The organism is Rhizobium sp. H4, assembly GCF_003013335.1.
Taxonomy (GTDB): domain Bacteria; phylum Pseudomonadota; class Alphaproteobacteria; order Rhizobiales; family Rhizobiaceae; genus Rhizobium; species Rhizobium sophoriradicis.
Genome location: NZ_PSOW01000002.1, coordinates 353,644 through 379,453, shown reverse-complemented (window position 1 = coordinate 379,453; position 25,810 = coordinate 353,644). Strand labels below are relative to the sequence as shown.

Genomic DNA, 25,810 nt, shown 5'->3' with positions numbered 1-25,810 from the left:
ACGCCGTTGGGGCAGGCACGTTCTACTCTTTCCCAGGCAGCGCCGGTCCTGAAGCGGGCGGGGCTCTGGCTCGTCTTCCTGGCGCCGTTCTTCTATCTAACCTATGGCGGCGCCAACTGGCTGGCATCGCAACGCGCTCATGTGCCAAACATCGCCTTCGCATGGGAAAGCGCCATTCCGTTCCTGGCATGGACGATCATTCCATACTGGTCGATCAACCTGTTCTACGCACTCTGCCTGTTCATCAATAAGACGCCGCGCGATGTGGATGTGCTCGCGAGGCGCTATCTGACGATCCAGATAATAGCGGTCGCCTGTTTTATCGCCTTTCCACTCGAAGCAACCTTCGTACGTCCGGCCACGAGCGGCCTGCCCGGTTTCATGTTCGCCGTCCTCGGTGGGTTCGATAAACCGTTCAACCAGGCGCCGTCGCTGCATGTCGCGCTGCTGGTGGTGATCTGGGACCATCTGCGTGGCCGGCTGCCGCGCCGGGCGCGGCTTCTCTGGCACGTCTGGTGCTTCCTGATCGGCGCCTCCGTGCTGACGACCTGGCAGCATCACGTCATGGACATACCGACCGGCATGCTGCTCGGCCTGTTTGCCGCCTGGCTTTTTCCGCGCGATGCGGATTCCCCTCTTGCGAATTTCAGTTGGAGCGGCGATCCGAAGTCGCGCCGTCTTGGCATCTGCTATCTCTGCGGTGCCGCCGCATTTCTCGGCCTTGCAGCGCTCTGTACTCCTCTATCGCCCGCGGCACTTCTGTTGCTCTGGCCCGCCGTTGCGCTGGCGATCGTCGCCGTCGGATATTTCGGCGCCGGCCCGCAGATATTCCTGAAACGTGCCGATGGCCGGGCCGCGCTTGCCAGCCGATGGCTGCTGGCACCCTATCGGCTCGCCGCCATCATCAACGTTTGGCTCTGGACACGCAAAATGCCGGCATCGGTGGTGATTGCTGATGGCGTTCATCTCGGTCGTTTTCCGCGTCGCCACGAGGCCGACCGCTTTGCCACGGTGATCGACATTACCGGCGAACTTCAGCGCCCGAGCGGGACGCTTGCGCGCTGGTGCAGCTTTCCCGCCCTCGATCTCACAGCTCTCGACAAGATCCAGGCGCGAGCCGCGGCTGATGTCATCGAGACTGCGCGGCACCAGGGACCGGTCCTCGTCTGCTGCGCGCTGGGTTTTCAGCGGAGCGCCTGCGTCATCGTAGGTTGGCTGGTTACCAGCCGCCGTTGCGAAAACCCAGCCGAAGCATTGCAACTGATCGAACGCGCCGGGCGGCGTATTTATCTGCCGGTGGAAAGTATCCATGCTGCGAAGGAGGGCGTGCAATGACGCCGTGGAAAATCGCGGCCTCCGCGGCGGCGCGAGATCTCCGCCGCAATTCACTGTTCTGCGGGCTGACAGCACTGTTGCCGCTGATCGCCGGCCCGATCACCGGGGGATATGGAGGTTTCGCCCCAACGCTCAGCTGGCTCCTGATGCTGGTTTGCTGCGGGATTGTGCTTGCGCTGGCGATCCATCTCCTCTTCGATGCGCTGTTGTTTCGCCTCGCGGCGAGCCACGAGACAGAGGCCGCCGGTCTTGCCGCCGTCGACGACCTGCTGTTCCGGATGCAGCTTCGCAAGCCTGACCCGACGCCGCCTGGCCTGGAGAAGCGGATTGCCGGATCGCGCCGCATCGTCTGGCAGCAGCGTTTGGCGCTCGCCCTCTATCTCGTGATTTTCGCGATCCTTCAGGTCAATGCGAGCCATGCTCCGCCGCCAGCCTGAATTGCATATTGGGTGTGTGGCGGGTTTTCGCCGATACCTCTGCTTCAGCCTTGCCTCGATATGATCGACGTGTTCACGTCGTTGATGTCGCGTTTGCCGCAGAGCGCCATGGTGATGTCCATCTCCTTGCGGATGATGCCGAGCGCCAGCGTGACGCCCTCCTTGCCCATGGCGCCGAGGCCGTAGAGGAAGGAGCGGCCGATATAGGTGCCCTTGGCGCCGAGTGCTACGGCCTTCAGCGCATCCTGGCCGGAGCGGATGCCGCCGTCGAGATGGATTTCGATACGGTCGCCGACGGCATCGACGATTGAAGGCAGCATGCTGATCGAGGAGGGGGCGCCGTCGAGCTGGCGGCCGCCATGATTGGAGACAACGATCGCATCGGCGCCGGTGTCTGCGGCTGCCCGGGCGTCCTCCGGGTCGAGCACGCCCTTGATGATCAGCGGCCCGCCCCATTGTTCCTTGATCCAGGCGACGTCGGCCCAGGAGAGCCGCGGATCGAACTGCTCGTGCGTCCAAGCGGCGAGCGAGGTGATGTTGGAGACGTTCTTGGCATGGCCGATGATATTGCCGAAGGTGCGGCGCTTGGTCTTCAGCATATCCAGGCACCAGAAGGGCCGGGTCGCCATCTGCCAGAGATGTTTCGGGGTGAATCTCGGCGGCGCCGACAGGCCGTTGCGCAGGTCCTTGTGGCGCTGGCCGAGGATCTGCAGATCGGCCGTCAGCACCAGCGCTGAGCATTTGGCGGCCTTGGCGCGGTTGATCAGGCCGAGGACGAAATCCTTGTCCCTCATCACGTAGAGTTGGAACCAGAAGGGGCGCGTCGTCACCGATGCGACGTCCTCGATCGAGCAGATGCTCATGGTCGACAGTGTGAAGGGAACGCCGAACTCTTCGGCTGCCCGCGCCGCCAGCATCTCGCCATCGGCATGCTGCATGCCGGTCAGGCCGGTCGGCGCCAAGGCCACCGGCATCGACACTTTCTGGCCGATCATCGTCGTTTCAAGCGTGCGGTCAGTCATGTCGACCATCACCCGCTGCCGTAGCTTGATCCGGCTGAAATCGCTCTCATTCGCCGCATAGGTCGACTCCGTCCAGGCGCCCGAATCCGCGTAATCGAAGAACATTTTCGGCACGCGGCGCCGTGCGAGTTCTTTCAGATCGGCGATCGTGAGCGGAGTGGCCATGAATTGAACCTTCACATCTGAATTCGGCGATCCGGCGTAACATGGAAATCGCGGGAGCGTTACGGGAAATTCGAAGATCGATGCCGGCTCCGATGGCGGATAGTGGGATCATTCCTCCCATGCGATATCGCGAAGGTCGCTCGCTCCGTCGATGATGCGTATGATACGAACGTCGTCGCGGTCGCAGGAGTAGAGCACGAGCCATCTTTCGACCACCAGCACCCGGGCATCCCTGGCGATTTCCGGTCGTTTCGGACCAATTTGTGGATGTCGTCCCAGAGAGGAAACGCGCTGTTCGATGCGGTCGATGATGGTATCGGCCATGGTCTGGCCGCTGCTGCTGGCGATCCACAGCCAAATGTCCAGCATGTCCGAGCGGGCTCGGCTCGAATAAAAAACTGCGGCCATCGATCAGGCTTTGGATGCGGCAAACCGCCGGCGCCCTTCGGCCTTCACGGCATCAATGTCCAGAGGGGCGAAATCTCCGCTTTCCATTCCAACGTGCCACGCAATCCGCAGGCGTTCGGCCTCGCGGGTGTTTGCACTATCGCGCTCCTCAAGCAGCCGCAGGGCTTCGCTCACGACGTCGCTCGAAGAGCTGTAACCGCCGGATTCGATCTTTCTCTTGATGTAGCTCGCCAGTTCATCCGGCAATGAAACAGTCAGGTCCATGAGGTTTCTCCTCATGAAATTATGGGAAGATCGGCGGATTTTTGCAAGTTCGCCTGGAGGGTCTTTTTTGACGCGACGCCGGCCACATAGGTTTCGGCGACCGCCCGGTCGTCGCCCATCGTCTGCAGGAGGAAAAGTTCCTCGGGCAGGGTTTTCACCGCTTCCAGCTTCAGCGCCATGGCCGGGGTCGCGGCCGCATTGAGGACGACGAGATCGGCGTCGGTGCCGGGGTCCAGCGTGCCGACCCGGTCGGCCAGCGACAGCGCCTCGGCATTGCCGCGGGTCATCAGGTAATAGCTTTCCAGCGGGTTCAGCCGTTCTCCGAGCAATTGCTGGATCTTATAGGCCTCGTCCATGGTTTTCAGCATCGAATAGCTGGAGCCGCCGCCGATATCGGTCGCCACACCGATGCGCACCGGCTTGTCGCGCCGCGCCAGCGCCTTCAGCGGGAACAGGCCGGAGCCGAGGAAGAGGTTCGAAGTCGGGCAATGGACGGCGACCGAAGCCGTCTCACTCATGACATCGGCTTCGCGTTCGGAGAGGTGAATGGCGTGGCCGAAGAGGCTTTTCGGGCCGAGCAGGCTGTAGCGGGCATAGATGTCGGTATAGTCGATCGCCTGGGGATAGAGCTCGCAGGTGAATTTGATTTCGTCGTGATTTTCCGAAAGATGCGTCTGGATGTGCAGGTCGGGAAATTCGCGGGCAAGGGCTGATGTCGCCTCCATCTGCGCCGGCGTGGAGGTGATCGCGAAGCGCGGGGTGATGGCGACGTGGTTGCGGCCTTTGCCGTGCCAGTCCGAAATCACCTGGCGGGTCTCGTCATAGCCCATCTCGGGCGTGTCGAGCAGGCCCTGCGGGGCGTTGCGGTCCATCATCACCTTGCCGCCGACCATGCGCATATTGCGTTTCATCGCCTCGGCGAAGAAGGCGTCAGCGGAGGTCTTGTGCACGGAGCAATAGGCGACCGCCGTCGTCGTGCCGTGGCGGATCAGTTCGTCGTAGAAATGCGTGGCGATCCGCTCGGCATGTGCGCTTTCGACGAAACGGCATTCCTCGGGAAAGGTATAGGTGTTCAGCCATTCGAGCAGGTTGGCGGCATAGGAGGCGATCACCTGCATCTGCGGAAAATGCAGGTGCATGTCGATGAAGCCGGGCAGGATGAGGTGCGGGCGGTGGTCGATCTCCACCACGTCAGCGGCTGCCTTCGCCTTCACGTCGGCATAAGTGCCGACCGACGCGATCAGCCCGTCTTCGATCAGCAGGCCGCCATCTTCCTGGTAGAGATAGCTCTGGCTGTCGGCCAGGCTCAGCGGCGCCCGATGAAAGGACAGCAGGCGGCCGCGCAGGAGTGTCGTCGTCATTGTTTCTTGCCTTCGACTGCGCTTTCGAACCAGGCGACGAGCAGCTTGCGTTCGTCCGGCGTGATATCGGTGATGTTGCCGGGCGGCATGGCATGGCTGCGGCCGGCCTGTATATAGATTTCACGGGCATGGGCGGCGATATCAGCGTCGTTTTCGAGCTCGACGCCGTTCGGTGCTCGCACGATGCCCTCATAGACGGGCTCGGCGGCGTGGCACATGGAGCAGCGTGTCGCGACCAGTTGCTTGACGGCGGGAAAATGCGGATCGCTTGCGAATTGCTGGAAGGCGGGCGCCACCGCCGCCGTATCCCTTTCGCCGGTCAGCAGCTTCGGCACCGTCGAAAGCCACATGATCAGGATGAAAAGGATGACGGTGACGATCCAGGTCCAGGTCGGCCGGCCTTTCCTGGCATGGGTGGTGTTGAACCAGTGGCGGATGGTGACGCCCATCAGGAAGACCAGCGCGGCGATCACCCAGTTGAACTGTGTTCCGAAGGAGAGCGGATAGTGGTTCGACAGCATGAAGAAGATGACGGGCAGGGTCAGGTAGTTGTTGTGCAGCGATCGCTGCTTGGCGACCTGGCCGTATTTCGGGTCGGGCGTGCGGCCGGCGATCAGGTCGGCGACGACGATCTTCTGGTTCGGGATGATGATCATGAAGACATTGGCCGACATGATCGTCGCGGTGAAGGCGCCGAGATGCAGGAAGGCGGCGCGGCCGGTGAAAAGCTGCGTATAGCCCCAGGCCATGAAGACGAGCACGACATAGAGCACCGCCATCAGCCCCCAGGTGTTGCGCCCGAGCGGGGATTTGCAGAGGAGGTCATAAACGAGCCAGCCGAACGCCAGCGATGCCAGCGAGATCGCGATGGCGACCGGCGGGCTGATGTCGAGCACATGCCGGTCGATGAGGAAGAGGTCGGCGCCGCCGTAATAGACGATGCAGAGCATCAGAAAGCCGGAGATCCAGGTGAAATAGCTTTCGTATTTGAACCAGGTCAGGTGCTCGGGCATTTGCGCCGGCGCCACCAGATATTTCTGGATATGATAGAAGCCGCCACCATGGACCTGCCATTCCTCGCCATAAGCGCCGGGCGGCAGATGCGGCCGTTTCACCAGTCCGAGATCAAGCGCGATGAAATAGAAAGACGATCCGATCCAGGCGATCGCGGTGATGACATGGAACCAGCGTGCCGCGAAGGCCAGCCATTCCCATGCTATGGCATATTCATACATCGAATTCCCCTAACTTCCTCCGACTCGCGACTTTGCGGAAATTTTGACGGGGAGGGAAGAGGAGATTGAAGAGCCGCACAGGACGCCAATTCGGCAACGGTGGGGAACGCGGGCAATAATGATATGATCACCGCGCTCTACAGCGATCAACTCATCGGCGGTTTTGTCGAAGCTGCCGATCGTGTCCGCATCGTCGATATGCTCCTGTGCCTAAAAGATGCCGAGAAGGCTGTGCATTATCTCCGGCTTATACTCGGTCTGCTCATGCAGCAGGTCTTGAAACCATGACAATTCGGTTACAGTTATGTTTAAGGCCGCCGGAATGAAATAAGAACAGTGGATCAGCGGCGGCGCATTCATCGACGGAGAAGATGCCATGCGCAGCATTTTGACGTGTGTGATGATTGCATATGCGTCGCTGGCGACGGCTCACGACGCACCCTCGGGGTGGAGTTATGACCCCTATTGTTGCAACGGCGACAGTCATAATGGCGACTGCCAGATGATCCCTTCGAAAAGCGTGGCGGTGACGCCGGGCGGATATCGCGTAACGTTGCTGCCGGGCGACCACCGGCTGGTCACGCACGCGCATGTCTTCCTGCTGCCGATGACGAAGGCGATGCAATCCGGCGACAACGACTATCATCTCTGTCTGTTTCCGAACGAGGATACGCCGCGCTGTTTTTATGCGCCGGAGATGGGATTTTGAGATGAGTATCACTACAGTGGACCCGGCTGGTGAACCGGGTCCAAACCGTGATGATCTAATGGCCGGCCGCCTTCATCTCTTCGAGAATCCAGTTGCGGAAGGCCTTGATCTTCGGCAGGTTGCGGCGGTTTTCGGGATAGGCAAGCCAGTAAGCCTTGCCGTCGCTGCGGGTTAGCTCGAAGGGCTGATAGAGCCGGCCAAGCGCGATCTCGGCCGCATAGAAGGCCGGGTTGAGGATGGCGACGCCATGTCCTGACATCGCCGCATCGGCTTCCACCGCCTGGGAGCCGAGTTGATTGCGCGGGCGGCGATCGAGATCCGTCTCGGTAACGCCGGCTGCCTCGAACCATTGTTTCCACCAGATGTCGCCGGCGTCGAAGAGATCGAACTTCAGGAGATCACGCGGCTCCCTGATGCCGCCGGCCGATTCCGCCAGCTTCGGACTGAGCATCGGGGTGAACTCCAGCCCCATCAGCCGGTGCAGGGTCAGACCCGGCCAGTTGCCGTCGCCCCAGCGAATGGCGACATCGATCTGCTCGCGGGAAAAGTCGATGATATCAGAGCTCGCCTGAAAGCGCACGGCGATCGCCGGATGCTTCAAATGGAAAGAGCCGAGGCGCGGCGCCAGCCATTTTGACGCGAACGTATGGGTAGAGCTGATGGCGAGCGTGCCTTCGACATTGTCGCGCGCCGTCGCCATCGCGTCGTGCAGCATGGCGAAGGCTTCGGTCACCTTCGGCGCCAGCCGTTCGCCGGTCTCCGTCAATGCGATCTGTCGGGGCCGGCGCAGGAAGAGCGGCTCGCCGACATTCTCCTCCAAGAGCTTGATCTGGTAGCTGACGGCCGTCTGCGTCATGCCGAGCTCGTCGCCGGCCTTGGTGAAACTACCGAGCCGGGCGGCGGCCTCGAAGACGCGCAGCGCATTCAGCGGAAACTGTTTCGAAAGCTTCATGGATAAGTTCTCTTGATGCACGCAGACGGTAGTTCGATTTGGAATTGCAGCATTTTTGGCGGCAAACTGCAACCCATACCATCAAACTGACGAGGTGATGTCATGGATTGCTTTGCTATCGACGAAAAGCGCTCGCAGCCAAGCGTGGGTGTGTTCAAGCGTGTTGCCGGACTGCTGGTCGGCCGTTTCGGCCAGCTGCCCCGCCTCGACCTCGATGCTGCGCCTGATCGCATCAAGCGTGATCTTGGTTTCCTCGACGGCCGCGATCCGTTCTACGAGGACGCCTGCAAGCGATAGGCCGCCAGCGCCGTCAGGATTTCGGCGGCGGTCATTGCGGCGATCACCTCGGGGCGTTTGTCCCTGACCGCCGAGCCGCCGATCGGCAGCGTCAATCGCTCCATCCAGGCGCGTTCGCCGCCTTCGCGGGAAAGCCAGCTTGCCAAGGTGGCGCGTTTGGTCGCTGAACCGATCATGCCGGTATAGGCGAGATCCTCCCTCGCCAGCGCTTCACGGGCGATGAGAAAGTCCAGCGCATGGTCGTGCGTCAGGATGACGACCGCGCCGCCGGCCGGTATATCCTTCACCAGCGCCTCCGGCATCGGCACCAGGCGGGTCTTCGTCGCAGCCGGCAGATTGGCGAGCTCTTCCTGCCTGGTTTCGACCACCGTTACCGACAGCGGCAGCGGCGCAAGAGCTGCGGCCAGCGCGCGGCCGACATGGCCGGCGCCGAAGAGAAGCACCTCGGGCAGGCGCTCGATCTCGCCGGCACGTGTGGCGTCGAGCTCGTCTTTCAACGTCGGCGTCAGCCGGCGGAACCGCAATTGTGTACGCCCACCGCAGCACTGGCCGATTTCGGGGCCGAGCGGGATATCCATGCTGGTCGCGCCGCCGGTTCCCGCCAGCATCTCCCGTGCATTGTGGATCGCCATGAATTCGAACTGTCCGCCGCCGATCGTGCCCCACAGCGCGGTTGGCGAGACGAGCATGAAGGCCCCGGCCTCGCGTGGGGTGGAGCCTTGCGTGCTGGTGATGTCGATGAGGATTGCGTCGGGGTGGGCGGCGAGGAAGACGGGGAGGTCGGTCATGGGATCGCTCCGTGACCTATGGAGTATGCCGCGAAGACCCCCTCATCCGACCCTTCGGGCCACCTTCTCCCCGCTGGGGAGAAGAGGGAGAATGCCGCGCTTTTGTCGATCCCATCTACGCTTTTACATGTAGTTTCTGCAGGTTCAGCGGTTTGCTTGAGCGATGCGCAAAAGCCTTGTTCCCTCTTCTCCCCAGCGGGGAGAAGGTGGCCCGAAGGGTCGGATGAGGGGGCTTGGTTCAAGCGCATTACGTTCTCAATTTCCCGGTACGAATGATCGCAGGATAGAAGCGGAGGATATCATCGCGCTGGACTATTCGCCTTTCAAGTGCGGCAAGGATCGTGTCGAGGACTGCTCTTCGCTCCTGGGTTATTTCATGATTCCAAAATCGGAGGATTGAATATCCAGCCTGGTTTAGCCACAAGGTCCGAGTAATGTCGGACATATTGTCGGCGTGTTGAAATCCATCGATTTCGATAATCAGTCGCGCTTCGCGGCATAGAAAGTCGGCGATGTAGGCCCCAAGTGGGGCTTGTCGCATAAACTTATAGCCATTCAACTGTGGATTTCGCAGATCGCCCCAAAGCCGATATTCCTCTTCAGTTTCGGTTTGACGTAATTTGCGAGCTTGCAGAGTTTTGCCGGGACGTCTTTTCCTAATGTCTTCGGGATCGGACATATTTCGCCGCCATCCTACACCCGCTTCATCCGCTCCACCGCCATCAGCACCCGTTCCGGCGTCGCCGGGGCGTCGAGCCTGGGGCAGACCTTGTAATCCGCCAGGCTGGCGACCGCCATCGACAGCGCCTCCAGCACCGAGATCGCCAGCATGAAGGGCGGTTCGCCGACGGCCTTGGAGCGGCCGATGGTGGCCTCCGCGTTCTCCGACCATTCGGCGAGGCGCACGTTGAAGATCTTCGGGCGGTCGGAGGCGAGCGGGATCTTGTAGGTGGACGGCGCATGGGTGCGCAGCCGTCCCTTGTCATCCCACCAGAGTTCTTCCGTCGTCAGCCAGCCCAGGCCCTGCACGAAGGCGCCCTCGACCTGGCCGAGGTCGATTGCTGGGTTCAGCGAGCGGCCGACATCGTGAAGGATGTCGGTGCGGTCAATCAGATATTCGCCGGTCAGCGTGTCGATCGAGACTTCGGTGCAGGCGGCGCCATAGGCGAAATAAAAGAAAGGCGTGCCGCGGCCGGCCTTGCGGTCCCAGTGGATCTTCGGCGTCTTGTAGAAGCCGGCGGCAGACAGCTGGACGCGGGCGAAATAGGCCTGCTTGATGAAATCGGGGAAGGGGATCTCGATTTCACCGACCCGCACCCGGTTGGGCAGGAAGACAATGTCGGAAGGCGCCACTTCCCATTTCTCGGCGGCAAAGGCGACCAGACGTTCCTTGATCTGACGGGCGGCATCATAGGCCGCCATGCCATTCAGATCCGAGCCGGAGGAGGCGGCGGTGGCCGAGGTGTTCGGCACCTTGGCGGTTGTCGTCGCGGTGATCTTCACCCGGTCGATATCGACCTGGAAGCTGTCGGCCAGCACCTGCGCGACCTTGGTATAGAGGCCCTGGCCCATTTCGGTGCCGCCATGGTTCAGGTGGATCGAGCCGTCCTGATAGATGTGGACGAGCGCACCGGCCTGGTTGAAGGCGGTCATGGTGAAGGAAATGCCGAATTTCACCGGCGTCAGGGCAATGCCCTTCTTGATATAGCGGCTGTCGCGGTTGAAGCCGATGATGGCGTTGCGTCGCGCCCGGTAGTCTGACGTGTTCTCCAACTCTTCGACGACGGGGGCAATGATATTGTCCTCGACCTCTTGATGGTAGGGCGTCAGCGTGCGTCCGGAGCCCGGCTGGCCGTAGAAATTCAGCTTGCGGATATCCAACGGATCCTTGCCGAGGGCATAAGCGATCTCCTCGATGAGGCGCTCGGCGCCGAGCATGCCCTGCGGGCCGCCGAAGCCGCGGAAGGCGGTGTTGGAGACCGTGTGCGTTTTCAGCGGCTTCGACTGGAGATGCACATGCGGATAGAAATAGCTGGAATCGGCATGGAAGAGGGCGCGGTCGGTTACCGGTCCCGACAGATCCGAGGAGAAGCCGCAGCGGGCCGCGTAAGTGGCGTCGACGGCGTGGATGCGGCCTTCGGCATCGAAGCCCACGTCGTAATCGACCAGAAAATCGTGACGCTTGCCGGTGGCGCTCATATCCTCGTCGCGGTCCGGGCGGAATTTAATCGCACGGCCGAGCTTCTTGGCGGCGATCGCGGCAAGGGCTGCGAACTGATTACCCTGCGTTTCCTTGCCGCCGAAGCCGCCGCCCATACGGCGCACGTTGACGGTGACCGCGTTCGACGGGATATCGAGCACGTGGCCGACAATGTGCTGGATCTCGCTCGGATGCTGCGTCGAGGACCAGACGGTGACCTCGTCGTCCTCGCCGGGAATCGCCACGGCGATATGGCCTTCGAGATAGAAATGCTCCTGTCCGCCGATGCGCATCTGGCCCTTCAGCCGCATGGCGGCATTCAACATTTCCGTTTCCGGCTCGCCGCGGAGGAGCGTCATCGGGGTGATCACTAAGGGGCCGCCATTGGCAAGGGCGCCGTCGATATCGTGCCAGTGCGGGAGGTCGCGATAGTCGATCTTCGCCAGCCGCGCGGCGCGGCGCGCCGCGTCGCGCGTCTCGGCTATGACGGCAAAGATCGGCTGACCGTGGAACTGCACTAAGGTTTCAGCGAGCAGCGGCTCGTCATGGCTACCGTTGGAGCTGGTGTCGTTGACGCCGGGAACGTCCTTGCCGGTGAAAACCCAGACGACGCCGGGATAGGCGGCGACAGCGGAAAGATCGATGCCTATGATTTCGGCATGCGCCCGGTCGGAGAGGCCGAGCGCGCCGTGCAGCAAGCCGGCGGGTTCGGGAATATCGTCGATATAATCGGCGCTTCCGGTGACATGTTTATGCGCTGAATCATGGCGCAGCGAGCCGTGCATGGGGCCGGAGATGACGACTTTGGGGTCTTCGAAGGTGGACTTGTCCATTAGCGGCGTCCTTGGTTGCCGGCACCGTTTTGACGGTGGCCCCTCATACGGCTGCCGCCACCTTCTCCCCGCTTGCGGGGAGAAGGGACATGCCGCGCCGTCTCCGTTTCTCGCCACTTCTCGCAGGGCACGTCCCCTCTCCCCGCAGGCGGGGAGAGGGTTAGGGTGAGGGGCAAAGTGGTGACTGCCGGAGGCTGGCTAGCGAAACAATCCATCACGCCACCTCCTCGAACCGCTTCAGCTCCGCCGGCGCGCCCACGGTTTCCAGATAGAACCGCGTCAGCAGGTTCTTCGCCGTCAGTTGCCGGTATTCGGCCGTAGCGCGCCAGTCGGTCAGCGGCTGGTAGTCGCTGTCGAAGGCGGGGCGGGCGGCGTCGATCGTCGCTTCCGTCCATGGCTTGCCGATCAGTTCAGCCTCGACTGTTCGGGCGCGTTTCGGCGTTGCCGCCATGCCGCCGAAGGCGATGCGGATGTCGGTGACCACGTCGGCCTCATCGAGCGTCAGCAGGAAGGCGCCGAGCACGGCGGTGATGTCTTCGTCGCGCCGCTTGGTGATCTTGTAGGCGGCAAAGTGGCTGGTGGGCTTGGGATAGGGCACGAATACGCTCTCGACGAATTCGCCGGGCCTGCGGTCCTGCTTGCCATAGGCGATGAAGAAATCTTCGAGCGGCATCTTGCGCCGGCCTTCCAGCGAGCGCAGCGTCAGCGTCGCGCCGAGTGCGATCAAGGGCGGCGGGCTGTCGCCGATTGGCGAACCGTTGGCGATATTGCCGCCGATCGTGCCCATGTTGCGGACCTGCTCGCCGCCGATACGGTCGATCAGCCGTCCGAGCGCCGGAATTTTCCGGGCAATCGCTTCGAAGGCCTTGGTATAGCTGACACCGGCGCCGATGGTGACGCCGTCTTCGCTTTCCGTGACCGACTGCAGCTCGCTCAGATGATTGATGAAAACGACCGGGCTCAGCCGGCGCATCTGCTTCGTCACCCAGAGGCCGACATCGGTCGCGCCGGCAACGACGGCCGCCTCGGGTTCCTCAGAGAGGACTTCCGCCAGAGCCTGAACAGACGCCGGAACGATCAACCGGCCTTCGCCACTGGCAATCCGGATGGTGCCGCTCGCCTGCAGAGCCCAGAGCCGCGCGATGATTTCCGATCGTGTCCGCTGCAGCGGATCGAAGAGCGCGCTCGGCCGCGTCAGGCTCACCTGCTCGGCGGCCTTGACGATCGGCTCATAACCCGTGCAACGACAGAGATTGCCTTGCAGCGCCTTTTCGATCTCGCGGCGGCCGGGATTTTCCTTCGTCAGCCACAGTCCATAGAGCGACATGACAAAGCCCGGGGTGCAGAAGCCGCATTGCGAGCCATGACAGTCGACGAGCGCCTGCTGCACCGGATGCAGCGCGCCGTCCCGGCCGGCGAGATGTTCGACCGTCACCACATGGGTGGCGTGTAGCGAGCCCATGAATCGGATGCAGGCGTTGACGGCTTCATAGGCGAGCTTGCCGTCGGCGAGCCGCCCGACGAGCACGGTGCAGGCGCCGCAATCGCCCTCGGCGCATCCTTCCTTGGTGCCGGTCAGGCGCCGCTTCAACCGCAGAAAATCGAGAAGCGTCTCGGTCGGCCCGACATCGGTGAGCGCGATATCCTCGCCGTTCAGGATGAAGCGGATGCTGTCGTTCATGATATTCCCGGTTGTTTTTCCAAATGGTTATGCCGCCGTCCAGCCACCGTCAATCGAGATGTGCGTTCCGGTCACCTGCCGGGCGGCATCGCTGGCGAGGTAGAGCGACAATGCGCCGATCTCTTCGGCCTTGACGAATTCGCGCGTCGGCTGCGCCTTGAGGATGACCTCGCTCTTCACCTGCTCCTCGGTCATGCCGCGGGCCCGGGCGGTATCGGGTATCTGCTTTTCGACCAGCGGCGTCAGCACGTAGCCGGGGCAGATGGCGTTGACCGTCACTCCGAATTCGGCAAGCTCCAGCGCCGCCGTCTTCGTCAGGCCTAATATACCATGTTTTGCCGCGACATAGGCGGATTTGAAGGGGGAGGCGACCAGCCCGTGCGCCGAGGCGATGTTGATGATGCGGCCATGCTTCCTGGCCTTCATCAGCGGGATCGCGGCGCGCATGGTGTGGAAGGAGCTCGAAAGGTTGATGGCGATGATCTGGTCCCATTTTTCGATCGGGAAATCCTCGATCTTCTCGACATGCTGGATTCCGGCATTGTTGACCAGGATATCGACGGTGCCGAAGCTCTTCGCCGCCGTTTCGATCAGGTCGGCGATCTCAGCGGGCTTGGTCATGTCGGCCGGATGGTAGATCGCCCGTCCCTTGGATACTGATTCAAGCCGTTCGACGATCGCCTTGATTTCATCGGCATTTCCGAAGCCATTGATGACGATGTTGTCACCCGCTTCGGCGAAGGCGGTGGCGATCGCGAGACCGATGCCGCTGGTGGAGCCGGTGACGACGACTGATCTGCTCATGTTTTTCTCCCTGGGGCGGATGCTGCGTTGCAGCGTCGCCGGCGAGGTTATGCCCAAAGTCGGCAGGCTGGCAATTCCGCTTTATTGGCTTTTCTCATCCGTATCCGTGTCCTATTGATTTGCAACGATAATGATATGTTTGAGGAGGGGTTTGATGAGTGGATATGTTCTGGCGATCGATCAGGGAACGACATCGACGCGGGCGATCGTCTTCGATGGCGACATGCATGTTGCCGGCAAGAGCCAGAAGGAATTCACCCAACTCTATCCGCGCTCCGGCTGGGTGGAGCACGATCCCGAGGAGATATGGGATTCGGTCGTCTCCACCGTCAACATGGCATTGCGCGACGCAGGGATTACGGCGAGGGATGTTGCAGCGCTCGGCATCACCAACCAGCGCGAAACGGTGGTCGTCTGGGAGCGCCAGACCGGCCGGCCGATCCACAACGCGATCGTCTGGCAGGACCGCCGCACGGCGAGCTATTGCGACAATCTGAAACGGCAGGATCTGGAGCGGCTGTTCACGAAAAAGACCGGTCTTATTCTCGATCCCTATTTTTCCGGCACGAAGCTGTCGTGGATGCTCGCCAACGTCAAGGGCGCCAGGGCGCGCGCCGCCAGAGGCGATCTCTGCTTCGGCACGATCGACGCCTTCCTGATCTGGCGCCTGACCGGCGGCAAGAGCTTCGTCACCGACGCGACCAACGCCTCGCGCACGCTGATGTTCAATATTGCCGAAAATAGCTGGGACGAGGATCTGCTCGATATTCTCAGGGTGCCGGCCGCCATGCTGCCTGAAGTCAAGGATTGCGCCGCCGATTTCGGAACGGCCGACGCCGATATCTTCGGCGCCGCGATCCCGATTCTCGGGGTTGCCGGCGATCAGCAGGCCGCGACCATCGGTCAGGCCTGTTTTGCACCGGGCATGCTGAAATCGACCTATGGCACCGGCTGTTTCGCGCTGCTCAATACCGGCGCCGATATGGTCCGCTCGAAAAACCGGCTGCTGACCACCATCGCCTATCGGCTGAACGGTGAGACGACCTACGCGCTCGAGGGATCGATCTTCATCGCCGGTGCAGCGGTGCAATGGCTGCGGGACGGGCTCGGGATCATCGGCAGCGCCGCCGAGACCAATGCGCTTGCCGAGAAGGCTGATCCGACGCAAGAAGTCTATCTCGTGCCTGCCTTTACCGGGCTGGGCGCGCCGCATTGGGACGCCAAGGCGCGCGGTGCCATCTTCGGGCTGACGCGCAACAGCGGCCCGGCGGAGCTTTCGCGGGCCGCGCTCGAAGCCGTCTGCTACCAGACCCGCGATCTGCTCGAGGCCATGCAGAAGGATTGGAAGAACAGCGGCGACGATACCGTACTGCGCGTCGATGGCGGCATGGTTGCCTCGGACTGGACGATGCAGCGCCTCGCCGACCTGCTCGATGCCCCCGTCGACCGCCCGGTTATTCTCGAGACGACGGCCCTCGGTGCCGCCTGGCTCGCCGGCAGCCGGGCAGGGGTCTGGCCGGACAGGGACGGCTTTTCTGCGACGTGGAAACGCGACCGGCGGTTCGAGCCCGATATGGATGAGAAGGTGCGGGCGGCCAAGCTCAAGGGTTGGAAGAATGCGGTCCGGCGGACCCTGAGCGACGGGTGAGGCAATCGGAACCGCGCGATAGCGCTGCCTTGTGTGCGCGGGTCGGGCCTGGCTCTCAGCGCTTCTTTCTTGATAATTTTTTGATGCGACCTGTCGGCTAAGCGGTTACTCCTTCGTCATTCGGAAAGAGGAGTGACCCGATGCTTTATGCAATCCTTTGTTACGCTCACGAGGAAACCGTCTTCGCCTGGACCGAGGAGGAAGAGGCTGCCGTCATGGAGAGACTTTACGCCGTGCAGGAGCCGCTGGCAAAAGCCGGTAAGCTCGGCCCCGTCGGGCGGCTGATGCCGACGACGGCGGCGACTACCGTGCGCAAAGGCAAGGACGAGCCCTTGGTCATCGACGGGCCTTTTGCGGAAACGAAGGAGGCGCTTCTCGGCTTCTATGTGGTTGACTTCGAAAGCCTCGACGAGGCCGTCGCCTTCTCGAAGCAGCTTTCATCCGTCAATCCCGGTTCCACCTCTTACGAAATTCGGCCGTTCTACGTCTTCAGGCCGGGAGATGCTGCGTCATGACCGATATTGCCTGGATCGACCTTGCGCTTGCCTCGGCGCGCCCGAAGGCGCTTGGCGCGCTGCTGCGCTATTTCCGCGATCTCGATACCGCGGAAGAGGCGTTCCAGGAGGCATGCCTGAGGGCGATCCGGACATGGCCGGAGAAAGGACCGCCACGCGATCCGACAGCCTGGCTCATCTTCGTCGGCCGCAACAGCGGTATCGATGCGGTGCGCAAGCGGACGAAGCTCCAGGCGCTGCCGGACGAGGATGTCATTTCCGATACCGAGGATGCCGAAAGCGATATCGCCGAGCGGCTGGACGATTCCAATTATCGCGACGATATTCTGCGGCTTCTTTTTATCTGCTGCCATCCGGATCTGCCGGCCACCCAGCAGATCGCGCTGGCGCTGCGCATCGTGTCCGGCCTTTCCGTGCAGCAGATCGCGCGCGCTTTCCTGGTTTCGGAAAGCGCGATGGAGCAGCGCATCACCCGGGCCAAGGCGCGCGTCGCCAAGGCAGGGGTGCCGTTCGAAACGCCGAGCCCCGAGGAGAGGGCCGAACGTCTCTCGATCGTCAGCACGATGATCTATCTCATCTTCAACGAGGGTTACAGCCAGGCCGACCCGAAGCAGGAGGCCGCAACCTTAAGTGACGAGGCGATCCGGCTGGCGCGCTTGATGCTGCACATTTTCCCGGCGGAACCGGAACTGATGGGGCTGCTTGCGCTCATGCTCCTGCAGATCTCGCGCCGGCCAGCGCGCTTCAGCGCCGAGGGCGAAATCGTGCTGCTTGAAGATCAGGACCGCTCACTTTGGAACCAGCCTTTCATCAACGAGGCCCTGGCGCTGCTCGACAAGGCGCTGCGGCACCGCCGGCCCGGCCCGTATCAGCTGCAGGCGGCCATTGCCGCCATGCATTCCCGCGCGAAACGTGCCGAGGATACTGACTGGGTCGAGATCGATCTGCTCTACCGCGCGCTGGAGCGGGTGCAGCCTTCGCCTGTCGTGACGCTTAACCGCGCGGTCGTTGTTTCCAAGCTGCACGGGCCGCAGCAGGCGCTCGATCTCATCGATCCGCTTGGCGAGAAGCTCGGCGGCTATTTCTACTATCACGGTCTGCGGGGTGGCCTGCTGAAGCAGCTTGGCTTGTCCCGCCAGGCGCGCGAGGCCTTCGACCATGCCATCGCGCTTGCCCATTCGGCGGCCGAGGCGGCTCATATCCGCCGGCAGATCGACAAGATGCAGGAAGAGCCCACGCAGCCGATCGCAAATTAAATCAGGAAAAATTGCGCGCTGTCGGAACGGCGAAGTTCGACACGTCCTTGTAACAACCTGACAGGAAACAGGTTTCACTCAAATGGAGAGATGTCGAAATGACCGCAAGCACGCAACATGAACTCACCCTGGTTCGCGAATTCGACGCCCCGCGCGAGAAGATTTACAAGGCGTGGACCGATCCCGATCTGCTGAAACAATGGTTCGTCCCGAGCCCCTGGGGTGTTGCAGAAGCGACGCTCGACGTGCGCCCCGGCGGCTCCAGTGTCGTCATCATGCAAGATCCCGAGGGCAATCAGTATCCGAACCACGGCGTTTATCTCGAGATCGTCGAGAACGAGAAGATCGTCTTCACCGACGCCTATACCAGCGCCTGGGTGCCCGCTGAAAAACCTTTCTTCACCGGCGTCATCCTGCTCGAAGATCTCGGCAATGGCCGCACGAAGTATACGGCCAAGGCGCTGCACTGGCGCGCCGAGGACAAGGAAGAGCACGAGAAGATGGGATTCCACGAGGGATGGGGCAAGGCTGCCGATCAGCTGGCGGAACTGCTGGCGAGGATGTGAAGCGGCGAGGTCGGCGTGGTGGAGGCCGCGCCGCCCTCATGCTTCGCGTGCGATGTGAAGCAGCTTGGAAGATGATTCCGTTGAGGCTTGGAAGTTGTTGAATTTCAGATTGGAATAGGGATTCGGGTGGGCACGTGTTGCTGTCGACGCGGGATGTTACCTGTGCCAGTCTACCGGCATGAAGGGTTACGTCTACATCCTCGCATCTGCCCGCAATGGCACGCTCTATACCGGCGTGACGCGTGACCTTGCAGGTCGGCTATACGAGCATCAGAACGAACTGACGGCAGGCTTTACGTCGAAGTATGGCGTAAAGACATTGGTGTGGTTCGAGGAGCATGATTTGTTGACGACCGCGATCACGCGAGCGAAGACGATCAAGAAATGGCCGCGGCAGTGGAAGCTCAATTTGATCGAGCGGGAGAATCCTGAATGGGAGGAGATTTCGTTTCACCTGCTGGGTCTGTGAAGATTCTCTCGTCGCGCGGACGCGCGACTGCTGGATTCCTGTGACAGGCACAGGAATGAGGGAGTTCTTGGTGTCCGCAGTGCTCCAAAACGACCCTCTTCGCCCTGATCTGGCTCTGCATATTACGCTTTGAATGATAGAGGATATGGAGCGCAGGTTGATCCCCTTGCTCCCTCATTCCTGTGCCTGTCACAGGAATCCAGCAGCGCCGTGTCCACGGCGCAAAGACTCTTTCCTACGCGGCTATCGGACGCCGCACTATCGAAACTCTCGAACATTCCGTTCCAGACTTTGTATTTGCGTTGCCGCTCGCCGATCCTTATTTCCAGGCAGAACACAACGGGATGCGACCATGGAACTTGGCCTTTACACCTTCGCGGACGTCAATCCCAATCCCTCCCGCAGCAAGGGAGCGGAGGGGGCCGAGCGGCTAAAACATCTTATCGAGGAGATCGAGCTCGCCGATCAGGTCGGGCTCGATGTCTTTGGGCTGGGCGAGCATCACCGGCCCGATTATGCGGCGTCAGCCCCTGCGGTGGCGTTGGCGGCTGCGGCCGTCAAGACCAAAAACATCCGGTTGACCAGCGCCGTCACCGTGCTTTCCTCGGATGATCCGGTGCGCGTCTTCCAGCAGTTTTCGACGCTCGATCTTATTTCGGACGGCCGGGCCGAGATCATGGCGGGGCGTGGCTCCTTCATCGAGTCGTTCCCGCTGTTCGGCTATAACCTTGAGGATTACGACCAGCTTTTTGAAGAGAAGCTCGATTTGCTCCTGGCGCTCCGCGACGGCGAGACGGTGGAGTGGGAGGGCGAGCTTCGCGCGCCGATCCGCGGGCGCGGCGTCTATCCGAGGCCGCTGCAGGACCCGCTGCCGTTGTGGGTCGCGGTCGGCGGCACGCCGCAGTCGGTGGCGCGTGCCGGCGCGCTCGGACTGCCGGTGGCGCTCGCCATCATCGGCGGCGAGCCACGCCGTTTTGCGCCGCTCTTCGATCTCTACCGCGAGGCGGCGCGCCGGGCAGGCCAGGATCAGGCGAAGCTGAAGACCAGCATCAATGTTCACGGCTTCATCGCCGATACGACCGCGGCCGCCGCCGACCAGTTCTACGGGCCGCAGGCGGAAGTGATGAACCGCATCGGCCGCGAGCGCGGCTGGGGACCGACCAGCCGGGCGCAGTTCGATTTGTCGCGCGGACCGAACGGCGCGCTTTTTGTCGGCGACCCCGAGGTGGTCGCGGCAAAGATCATTGCCCATCACACGCTTTTCAGAAACGACCGCTTCCTGCTGCAGATGGCAATCGGCCTGATGCCGCATGCTGAGATCATGCGCGGCATCGAGCTCTACGGGACGAAAGTCGCGCCGATCGTCAGAAAGGCATTGACTGAAAGAAACGAAGGGGCGAAAGCCACGGCTTGAGGCGGCCGCGCCGCTCCCGCGCAAGGCCGGAAGAGACGAATGGTTATCGCAAACGACGATGAACTGACAAAGCTCAAGGAGATCGGCCGGATCTGCGCCAACGCCATCCAGGTGATGGCGGCAGCGATGGAGCCGGGCATGACGACGCTGGAGCTCGATCGGATCGGCCGCAAGGTGCTTGAGGATTCCGGCGCGCGCTCGGCGCCGGAGTTCTGCTACCAGTTTCCCGGCGCGACCTGCATCAGCATCAACGAAGAAATCGCCCACGGTATTCCCGGGCCACGCGTCATCCAGGCCGGCGACCTGATCAATATCGACGTCTCGGCTGAGAAGGATGGCTTCTTCGCCGATACCGGCGCTTCCTTTGCAATGCCGCCGGTCAAGCCGAAGATCGAGCGGCTGTGCCGCGACGGCAGGCGGGCGCTCTGGGTCGGGCTCAACCAGGTGAAATCGGGTGAGCCGCTGGCAAAGATCGGCACCGCCGTCGGCGCTTTCGCACAAAAGAACCGCTATACGCTGGTTGCCAATCTGGCGAGCCACGGTGTCGGCCGTTCGCTGCACGAGGAGCCGGCCGAGCTCTCCACCTGGCCGGATCCTTCGGAAAAGCGCGTCATGACGGACGGTCTCGTTTTTACGGTCGAGCCGTTCCTTTCGCTCGGCGCGACATGGGCCGAGGGCGGCGACGATGCATGGACGCTCTATGCCGATCCGAAGGCACCGACCGTGCAATATGAGCACACGGTGGTAGCGACGCGGAACGGACCGGTGATTTTGACCTTGCCGGACGGGCGGGCGTAGGAAACCACACTGCCGTCACGGATGGAGTTGGTTGGAGCGACTTCAAATACTCGGTGAGGTCGCCTTTTCGAAGAGAACTCGGGGAGAACTCCCTCCACGCTGCCGACGTATTCGGCCTGCGCACCTAGAATTACGTCAATGACAACAACGCTCAACGGTATATTTCGCATGCTAAAATAGCGATGGAGTCTTTGGCTCCCGCCGGGTCTGAGGCTTCGCCCGGAACATTCGGTTCATCCGCCCATTTACCGCGGATAGGGCTAGGAGAAAATCCGCCATGAATGCGAGCGACGAACGGACCGTGTCTCTCTGGTCAGGCATCGAGGTTGCGCCCGACGCAGCACCTCTCGCCAGCAACGAAGACTTCGACGTCGTGGTGGTGGGCTCTGGAATTGCAGGCATGTCGATCGCGTACGAGCTGGCTGCCGCGGGGCAAAAGGTTGCGGTCCTCGACCGGGGTCGGATCGGCGGCGGCATGACGGCCCGCACGACTGCACACCTTGCGTCGGTATGCGACGACTACTTTTCGGAACTCATCGGCTTGCGCGGCGAGGAGCTGGCGCGGCTCTATTTTCAGAGCCACTCGGCGGCGATCGCCCGCATCGAGGCTATCCAGGCCGCGGAACACATAGCCTGCGACTTCCGTCGGCTCGACGGCTTTCTCTTTCCCGCCTCTGGAGGGGCGGAAGCCGATCTCCGGCGTGAGCTCGAGGCGGGCCTGAAGATAGGCATCGCCGTCGAGGAGGTCGCGGGGTTGCCGCTTTCCGGCCATGCGGACACGCCCGCCCTGCGTTATCCGGATCAGGCGACATTCCATCCGCTCAAATATCTTCGCGGTCTGGCGGCTGGAATTCGGGCGCGCGGCGGCACCCTCTATTGCGAGACGATCGTCGATAAGGTCGAGGAAACCGACAGCGGGGTGCGCGTGGGAACGAACTCCGGCCTCACCGTGACCGCCAGGTGGGCCATCGTGGCGACCAACTCGCCAATCAACGACAGGGTCGCACTCCATACGAAGCAGGCACCCTATCGAACCTACGCAATGGCGTTCGAGATTGCGCGCGGCATCGTACCGGATGGTCTCTACTGGGACACCGAGGACCCCTACCACTATGTCCGCCTTCATCCCGGCGATGACGAGAGCGATTTCCTTATCGTCGGCGGCGAGGACCACAAGACGGGCACCGCCGACAACGCTGACGATCGCTTCGCCGCTTTGACATCCTGGATCAGAGGACTGGTGCCCGATCTCGGGGCCGAAACCCACCGATGGTCCGGGCAGGTTATGGAGACAATCGACTATGCCGCCTTCATCGGCCGCAATCCCGGTAACGAACGGCTCTTTGTGGTCACCGGAGATTCCGGCGAGGGCATGACCCACGGCGTGGTGGCCTCACTCCTGATCTCCGAGGCCATTCTCGGCGGCGACAGTCCCTGGCGGGAACTTTACGAGCCGTCCCGGAAGACGGTGAGCGCGGTCGGCAATTACCTTGCCGAGAACGCGACAATGATCAAGAATTTCGCCGAGTATGTCGCGCCCGGCGAAGTCGAGTCCGTCGATCGGCTGCGACCGGGAGAAGGTGCTATCGTCCGCAAAGGAATGACCAAGATCGCAGCGTTCCGCAGCGACGATGGCACGCTGCACAGGCGATCTGCCGCATGCACGCATGTCGGCTGCCACGTGCACTGGAACTCCCTGGAACGGTGCTGGGACTGTCCATGCCACGGATCGCACTTCGCGGTGGATGGAACGGTCCTGAATGCACCAGCAGTTTCGCCCCTGGCCGAGATCGAGTGAGTGCGGTGAGCTAGGGAAGCGGTCGATTTATTTAGCTTTCCGGAAATTGATCGATCGATCAGAAATAGTCGTTTGCGGTGCAGCGACTGCGGCGCGATAAGCGCTGCATGCTCTCCCGCCCGCCTCGCTCCCAGCCGAACCTCGTTGCCACCGCCGTTGCCGGCGCTGTTGCCATGGCGGCGGCCATGGGCTTCGGGCGCTTCTCCTACACGCCGATCTTGCCCGGGATGATGAGCGGCGTGCCGCTTTCGGCAGCGGATGCAGGCTTCATCGCTTCGGCGAATTTCGTCGGTTATCTCGTCGGCGCCGTGCTTGCGGCCTATGGTTGGGCGGCGGGGCGCGAGCGGCTGGTGGCGCTCTCGGCGCTGCTTGCCACCGCAATCCTGCTTGCCGCCATGGCCACCACCGATTCCGTCGCGGTCTTCGCCGTCATCCGCTTTCTCGCTGGCCTCGCCAGCGCCTTTGCCATGGTTTTCACCTCGTCGATCGTGCTCAGTCACGGGGCGGCGGCCGGTAACGACCATGTGCAGGCGGCACATTTCGGCGGGCCGGGGGCGGGGATCGCGCTGTCCTCGGTGATGGTGCTTTTGGTCGGCCTCGGCTTTCACGACGGGCCGGGCGGCTGGCGCGCCGACTGGATCGGCGGGGCAATCTATTGTGCAATCAGCCTGGTCGTCGTTTTCCTGCTGTTGCCCGCGGCACCGGCGCAATCGGCGCGCGCAGGCAGGGAGCCGGCGCTCAACTGGAGCCGGCCTATGGTACTGGTGACCCTGTCCTACGGCCTGTTCGGATTCGGCTATGTCATCACGGCGACCTTCCTCGTCACCATCGCCCGACTCTCGGCAACGGGAGCCTTCGTTGAATTCCTCTGCTGGTTCATCGCCGGCTTGACGGCGGCGGTGGCGCTGTTTGCCTGGAAGCCGCTGGTGAGGCCACTCGGGCTTGGCGGCGTCTATATCGCGGCGCTTGTGATTGAAGCGGCCGGTGTACTTGCGACCGTGGCGCTGCCGCCTTCGGTCGCACCACTGATCGGCGGCGCGCTGTTCGGCGCGACCTTCCTGGCGATCACCGCTTACGGGCTGCAGATCGGCCGCAAGCTTTCACCGGAAAGCCCGCGGCGAATTCTGGCGATGATGACCGCCGCCTTCGGGCTCGGCCAGATCGTCGGGCCTGTTGTTGCCGGCTGGATCGCCGAACGCTCAGGCAGTTTCACCGTCCCGACGGTGATCGCCGCCGCTGCACTTCTGGTCTGTGCGGCGCTGGTGATGCCGGTCATCAGGAAAATCGCTTAACCCATTACATCTGCGTAACAATGGGTCGAAGCCATTGCTGCTTCCTTCGAACTGCCTTAGTTTCCGGCACAATCAGTGTTCCACGACACTCCCGAGACTCACAGTTCAGGAAAGCAAAGCTCCCCGTGTTTCATTCGTTTTTTCCCCAGCCGAAACCTTTCTTCATTTCGCTTGTCGTGTGGACGCTGATTTCAATCTTCGGCTGGTATTTTTTCGCTGCCGGCCTCGGCGCGTCGCTGGGCTTTGTGGCGGTTGCGGAAGAGCAGCAGCCGATTGACCTTTCCTTCTTCCTTCTGCCCGAGAATGTCTGGTTCTACAGCTATTTCTTCCTCTCGGCGGTGATCTTCTGTGGCGCATGGCATCTGATAGCGCGGAACCATCCTTGGAAGCTGTGGTCGATCTGGGGGTCGGCGCTCATCATTTTCGTTACCTATTTCGGCGTCCAGATCACGGTCGTGATCAACAACTGGCGCCGGCCCTTCGGCGATCTTCTCCAGAACGCGTTGTCGAAGCAGCCGGGCATTTCTGTCGATAATTTTTACAGCCTGATGTGGGTCTTCTGTCAGATCGCATTCCTCAGCATGTTCGTGTCGATCATGACCGACTTCTTTACGAGCCACTACATCTTCCGCTGGCGCGCGGCGATGAACGACTTCTACATGTCGAAGTGGGAAAAGCTGCGTCACATTGAAGGCGCCTCGCAGCGCGTTCAGGAAGATACGATGCGCTTTTCGAGCACGCTCGAAGGTCTCGGCATCAGCCTCATCAACTCAGTGATGACGCTCGTTGTCTTTCTTCCGATTCTTCTGGCCCTCTCGCACTACGTGACCGAACTGCCGGTCATCGGCCCTCTAGCAAATTCGCTCTTCTGGCTGGCGCTCTTCTGGTCGGCATTCGGCACGCTGCTCCTGGCGGTTGCCGGTATCAAGCTGCCGGGCCTGAACTTCCGGAATCAACGCGTCGAAGCCGCCTATCGTAAGGAACTCGTCTACGGCGAGGATCATGCGGAGAGGGCGCAACCGCTGACAGTCAGGGAGCTCTTCAACAATGTTCGGCGAAACTATTTCCGCATGTATTTCCACTACATGTATTTCAACGTCGCCCGCTATTTCTACATTCAGGCTGACGCGCTTTTCGTGGTCTTCATGCTGGTGCCGACGATCGTTGCTGGCACGATCACCTACGGCATTTTCCAGCAGATCTCGACCGCCTTCGGCCAGGTCAGCAACTCGTTCCAGTATCTGGTGAACTCCTGGACGACGATCATCGAACTACTCTCCATCCACAAGCGCCTCAAGGCCTTCGAGGCTGCTATCGACGACGAACCTCTGCCGGCGATCGACCAGCATTATCTGGAGCGGGAAACTGGCGTTGTTCATGTTGATGGCTGACGGGTGAGGCTGGACGGGTGGGGTCGGGGCTTTTAATGCCTGGTGTGCCCTGCGGCCCCCTCATCCGCCCTAACGGGCACCTTCTTCCCGCTGGTGAGAAGGGGAAACCGCGACCTCGCCACGCCTTTCTCTTCTCCCGAGCGGGGAGAAGGTGGCCCGAAGGGCCGGATGA

Annotated in this window: 25 protein-coding genes and 1 pseudogene; 15 read left to right on the top strand and 11 right to left on the bottom strand. The window is 61.8% G+C overall.

What is annotated here, in order from left to right; all coding sequences use genetic code 11:
- Positions 1–6: 6 nt before the first annotated feature.
- Entirely contained in the window at positions 7–1,335 is a 1,329-nt protein-coding gene (locus C4N04_RS04605; protein WP_106795507.1) for a phosphatase PAP2/dual specificity phosphatase family protein, read from the top strand.
- Positions 1,332–1,772 (top strand): hypothetical protein, encoded by a 441-nt coding sequence (locus C4N04_RS04600; protein WP_009995788.1) that lies wholly within the window; start codon positions 1,332–1,334, stop codon positions 1,770–1,772. Before C4N04_RS04605 ends, C4N04_RS04600 begins: the two co-directional genes overlap by 4 nt.
- A gap of 44 nt (positions 1,773–1,816) precedes the next feature.
- Here C4N04_RS04600 and C4N04_RS04595 read toward each other — a convergent pair whose 3' ends face one another.
- The 5 genes from C4N04_RS04595 to puuD all read right to left on the bottom strand — a co-directional run bounded on the left by C4N04_RS04595 (position 1,817) and on the right by puuD (position 6,227).
- Entirely contained in the window at positions 1,817–2,959 is a 1,143-nt protein-coding gene (locus C4N04_RS04595) for an alpha-hydroxy acid oxidase (protein WP_096762295.1), read from the bottom strand.
- Between the two features lie 108 nt (positions 2,960–3,067).
- The gene (locus C4N04_RS04590) at positions 3,068–3,367 is read right to left on the bottom strand and encodes a type II toxin-antitoxin system RelE/ParE family toxin (protein ID WP_077989966.1); all 300 of its coding nucleotides are present in this window, start codon (positions 3,365–3,367) and stop codon (positions 3,068–3,070) included.
- Between the two features lie 3 nt (positions 3,368–3,370).
- Complete coding sequence (locus C4N04_RS04585) at positions 3,371–3,631, bottom strand: type II toxin-antitoxin system ParD family antitoxin (protein WP_009984773.1); 261 nt, start codon at positions 3,629–3,631, stop codon at positions 3,371–3,373.
- A gap of 11 nt (positions 3,632–3,642) precedes the next feature.
- Positions 3,643–4,992, bottom strand: coding sequence for a guanine deaminase (gene guaD, locus C4N04_RS04580; RefSeq protein WP_077989967.1), 1,350 nt, complete (start codon positions 4,990–4,992; stop codon positions 3,643–3,645).
- On the bottom strand, positions 4,989–6,227 hold the full coding sequence (puuD, locus tag C4N04_RS04575; protein ID WP_077989968.1) for a urate hydroxylase PuuD: 1,239 nt from the start codon (positions 6,225–6,227) through the stop codon (positions 4,989–4,991). The genes guaD and puuD overlap by 4 nt, the downstream gene beginning before the upstream one ends.
- Before the next feature lie 123 nt (positions 6,228–6,350).
- Between puuD and C4N04_RS31520 the strand changes: the two genes are divergently transcribed.
- Both C4N04_RS31520 and C4N04_RS04570 read left to right on the top strand, forming a co-directional pair.
- Positions 6,351–6,515, top strand: coding sequence for a hypothetical protein (locus C4N04_RS31520; protein ID WP_009995631.1), 165 nt, complete (start codon positions 6,351–6,353; stop codon positions 6,513–6,515).
- A gap of 88 nt (positions 6,516–6,603) precedes the next feature.
- On the top strand, positions 6,604–6,936 hold the full coding sequence (locus tag C4N04_RS04570) for a hypothetical protein (RefSeq protein ID WP_038690579.1): 333 nt from the start codon (positions 6,604–6,606) through the stop codon (positions 6,934–6,936).
- Between the two features lie 55 nt (positions 6,937–6,991).
- Here the strand turns inward: C4N04_RS04570 and gcvA are convergent, their stop codons facing one another.
- The gene (gcvA, locus tag C4N04_RS04565; protein WP_106795506.1) at positions 6,992–7,888 is read right to left on the bottom strand and encodes a transcriptional regulator GcvA; all 897 of its coding nucleotides are present in this window, start codon (positions 7,886–7,888) and stop codon (positions 6,992–6,994) included.
- Positions 7,889–7,990: 102 nt separating this feature from the next.
- On the opposite strand from gcvA, the gene C4N04_RS04560 reads away from it, so the two are divergent.
- Entirely contained in the window at positions 7,991–8,185 is a 195-nt protein-coding gene (locus C4N04_RS04560; protein ID WP_009995628.1) for a hypothetical protein, read from the top strand.
- On the opposite strand, the gene xdhC is transcribed toward C4N04_RS04560, so the two are convergent.
- From xdhC to C4N04_RS04530, 5 genes and pseudogenes are all read right to left on the bottom strand, one after another.
- Positions 8,161–8,973, bottom strand: coding sequence for a xanthine dehydrogenase accessory protein XdhC (xdhC, locus tag C4N04_RS04555; protein WP_096762298.1), 813 nt, complete (start codon positions 8,971–8,973; stop codon positions 8,161–8,163). The two genes, C4N04_RS04560 and xdhC, sit on opposite strands and share 25 nt — an antisense overlap.
- A gap of 247 nt (positions 8,974–9,220) precedes the next feature.
- Positions 9,221–9,640, bottom strand: a pseudogene (locus C4N04_RS04545) (DUF559 domain-containing protein); the annotation flags it as partial.
- A 26-nt stretch (positions 9,641–9,666) separates the two neighbouring features.
- The gene (xdhB, locus tag C4N04_RS04540; protein WP_106795505.1) at positions 9,667–12,006 is read right to left on the bottom strand and encodes a xanthine dehydrogenase molybdopterin binding subunit; all 2,340 of its coding nucleotides are present in this window, start codon (positions 12,004–12,006) and stop codon (positions 9,667–9,669) included.
- A 214-nt stretch (positions 12,007–12,220) separates the two neighbouring features.
- Complete coding sequence (gene xdhA, locus C4N04_RS04535) at positions 12,221–13,687, bottom strand: xanthine dehydrogenase small subunit (RefSeq protein WP_077989974.1); 1,467 nt, start codon at positions 13,685–13,687, stop codon at positions 12,221–12,223.
- Positions 13,688–13,714: 27 nt separating this feature from the next.
- The gene (locus C4N04_RS04530; protein WP_077989975.1) at positions 13,715–14,491 is read right to left on the bottom strand and encodes a 3-hydroxybutyrate dehydrogenase; all 777 of its coding nucleotides are present in this window, start codon (positions 14,489–14,491) and stop codon (positions 13,715–13,717) included.
- A gap of 154 nt (positions 14,492–14,645) precedes the next feature.
- Between C4N04_RS04530 and glpK the strand changes: the two genes are divergently transcribed.
- From glpK to sbmA, 10 genes are all read left to right on the top strand, one after another.
- Positions 14,646–16,139 (top strand): glycerol kinase GlpK, encoded by a 1,494-nt coding sequence (glpK, locus tag C4N04_RS04525; protein WP_106795504.1) that lies wholly within the window; start codon positions 14,646–14,648, stop codon positions 16,137–16,139.
- Between the two features lie 140 nt (positions 16,140–16,279).
- Positions 16,280–16,654: a YciI family protein gene (locus tag C4N04_RS04520; RefSeq protein ID WP_077989977.1), complete on the top strand. Its 375-nt coding sequence runs from the start codon at positions 16,280–16,282 to the stop codon at positions 16,652–16,654.
- Positions 16,651–17,910: an RNA polymerase sigma factor gene (locus C4N04_RS04515; RefSeq protein WP_106795503.1), complete on the top strand. Its 1,260-nt coding sequence runs from the start codon at positions 16,651–16,653 to the stop codon at positions 17,908–17,910. The genes C4N04_RS04520 and C4N04_RS04515 overlap by 4 nt, the downstream gene beginning before the upstream one ends.
- A gap of 98 nt (positions 17,911–18,008) precedes the next feature.
- A complete protein-coding gene (locus tag C4N04_RS04510) occupies positions 18,009–18,476 on the top strand; it encodes an SRPBCC family protein (RefSeq protein ID WP_106795502.1) in 468 nt (155 codons plus the stop codon).
- A 178-nt stretch (positions 18,477–18,654) separates the two neighbouring features.
- The gene (locus tag C4N04_RS04505) at positions 18,655–18,945 is read left to right on the top strand and encodes a GIY-YIG nuclease family protein (RefSeq protein WP_106795501.1); all 291 of its coding nucleotides are present in this window, start codon (positions 18,655–18,657) and stop codon (positions 18,943–18,945) included.
- A 352-nt stretch (positions 18,946–19,297) separates the two neighbouring features.
- The gene (locus tag C4N04_RS04500; RefSeq protein WP_106795500.1) at positions 19,298–20,359 is read left to right on the top strand and encodes an LLM class flavin-dependent oxidoreductase; all 1,062 of its coding nucleotides are present in this window, start codon (positions 19,298–19,300) and stop codon (positions 20,357–20,359) included.
- Between the two features lie 39 nt (positions 20,360–20,398).
- On the top strand, positions 20,399–21,157 hold the full coding sequence (gene map / locus C4N04_RS04495) for a type I methionyl aminopeptidase (RefSeq protein ID WP_106795499.1): 759 nt from the start codon (positions 20,399–20,401) through the stop codon (positions 21,155–21,157).
- Between the two features lie 277 nt (positions 21,158–21,434).
- On the top strand, positions 21,435–22,955 hold the full coding sequence (locus C4N04_RS04490; protein ID WP_106795498.1) for an FAD-dependent oxidoreductase: 1,521 nt from the start codon (positions 21,435–21,437) through the stop codon (positions 22,953–22,955).
- A gap of 107 nt (positions 22,956–23,062) precedes the next feature.
- Entirely contained in the window at positions 23,063–24,247 is a 1,185-nt protein-coding gene (locus C4N04_RS04485) for a YbfB/YjiJ family MFS transporter (protein WP_038690553.1), read from the top strand.
- Between the two features lie 125 nt (positions 24,248–24,372).
- On the top strand, positions 24,373–25,638 hold the full coding sequence (gene sbmA, locus C4N04_RS04480; RefSeq protein WP_106795497.1) for a peptide antibiotic transporter SbmA: 1,266 nt from the start codon (positions 24,373–24,375) through the stop codon (positions 25,636–25,638).
- Positions 25,639–25,810: the final 172 nt, after the last annotated feature.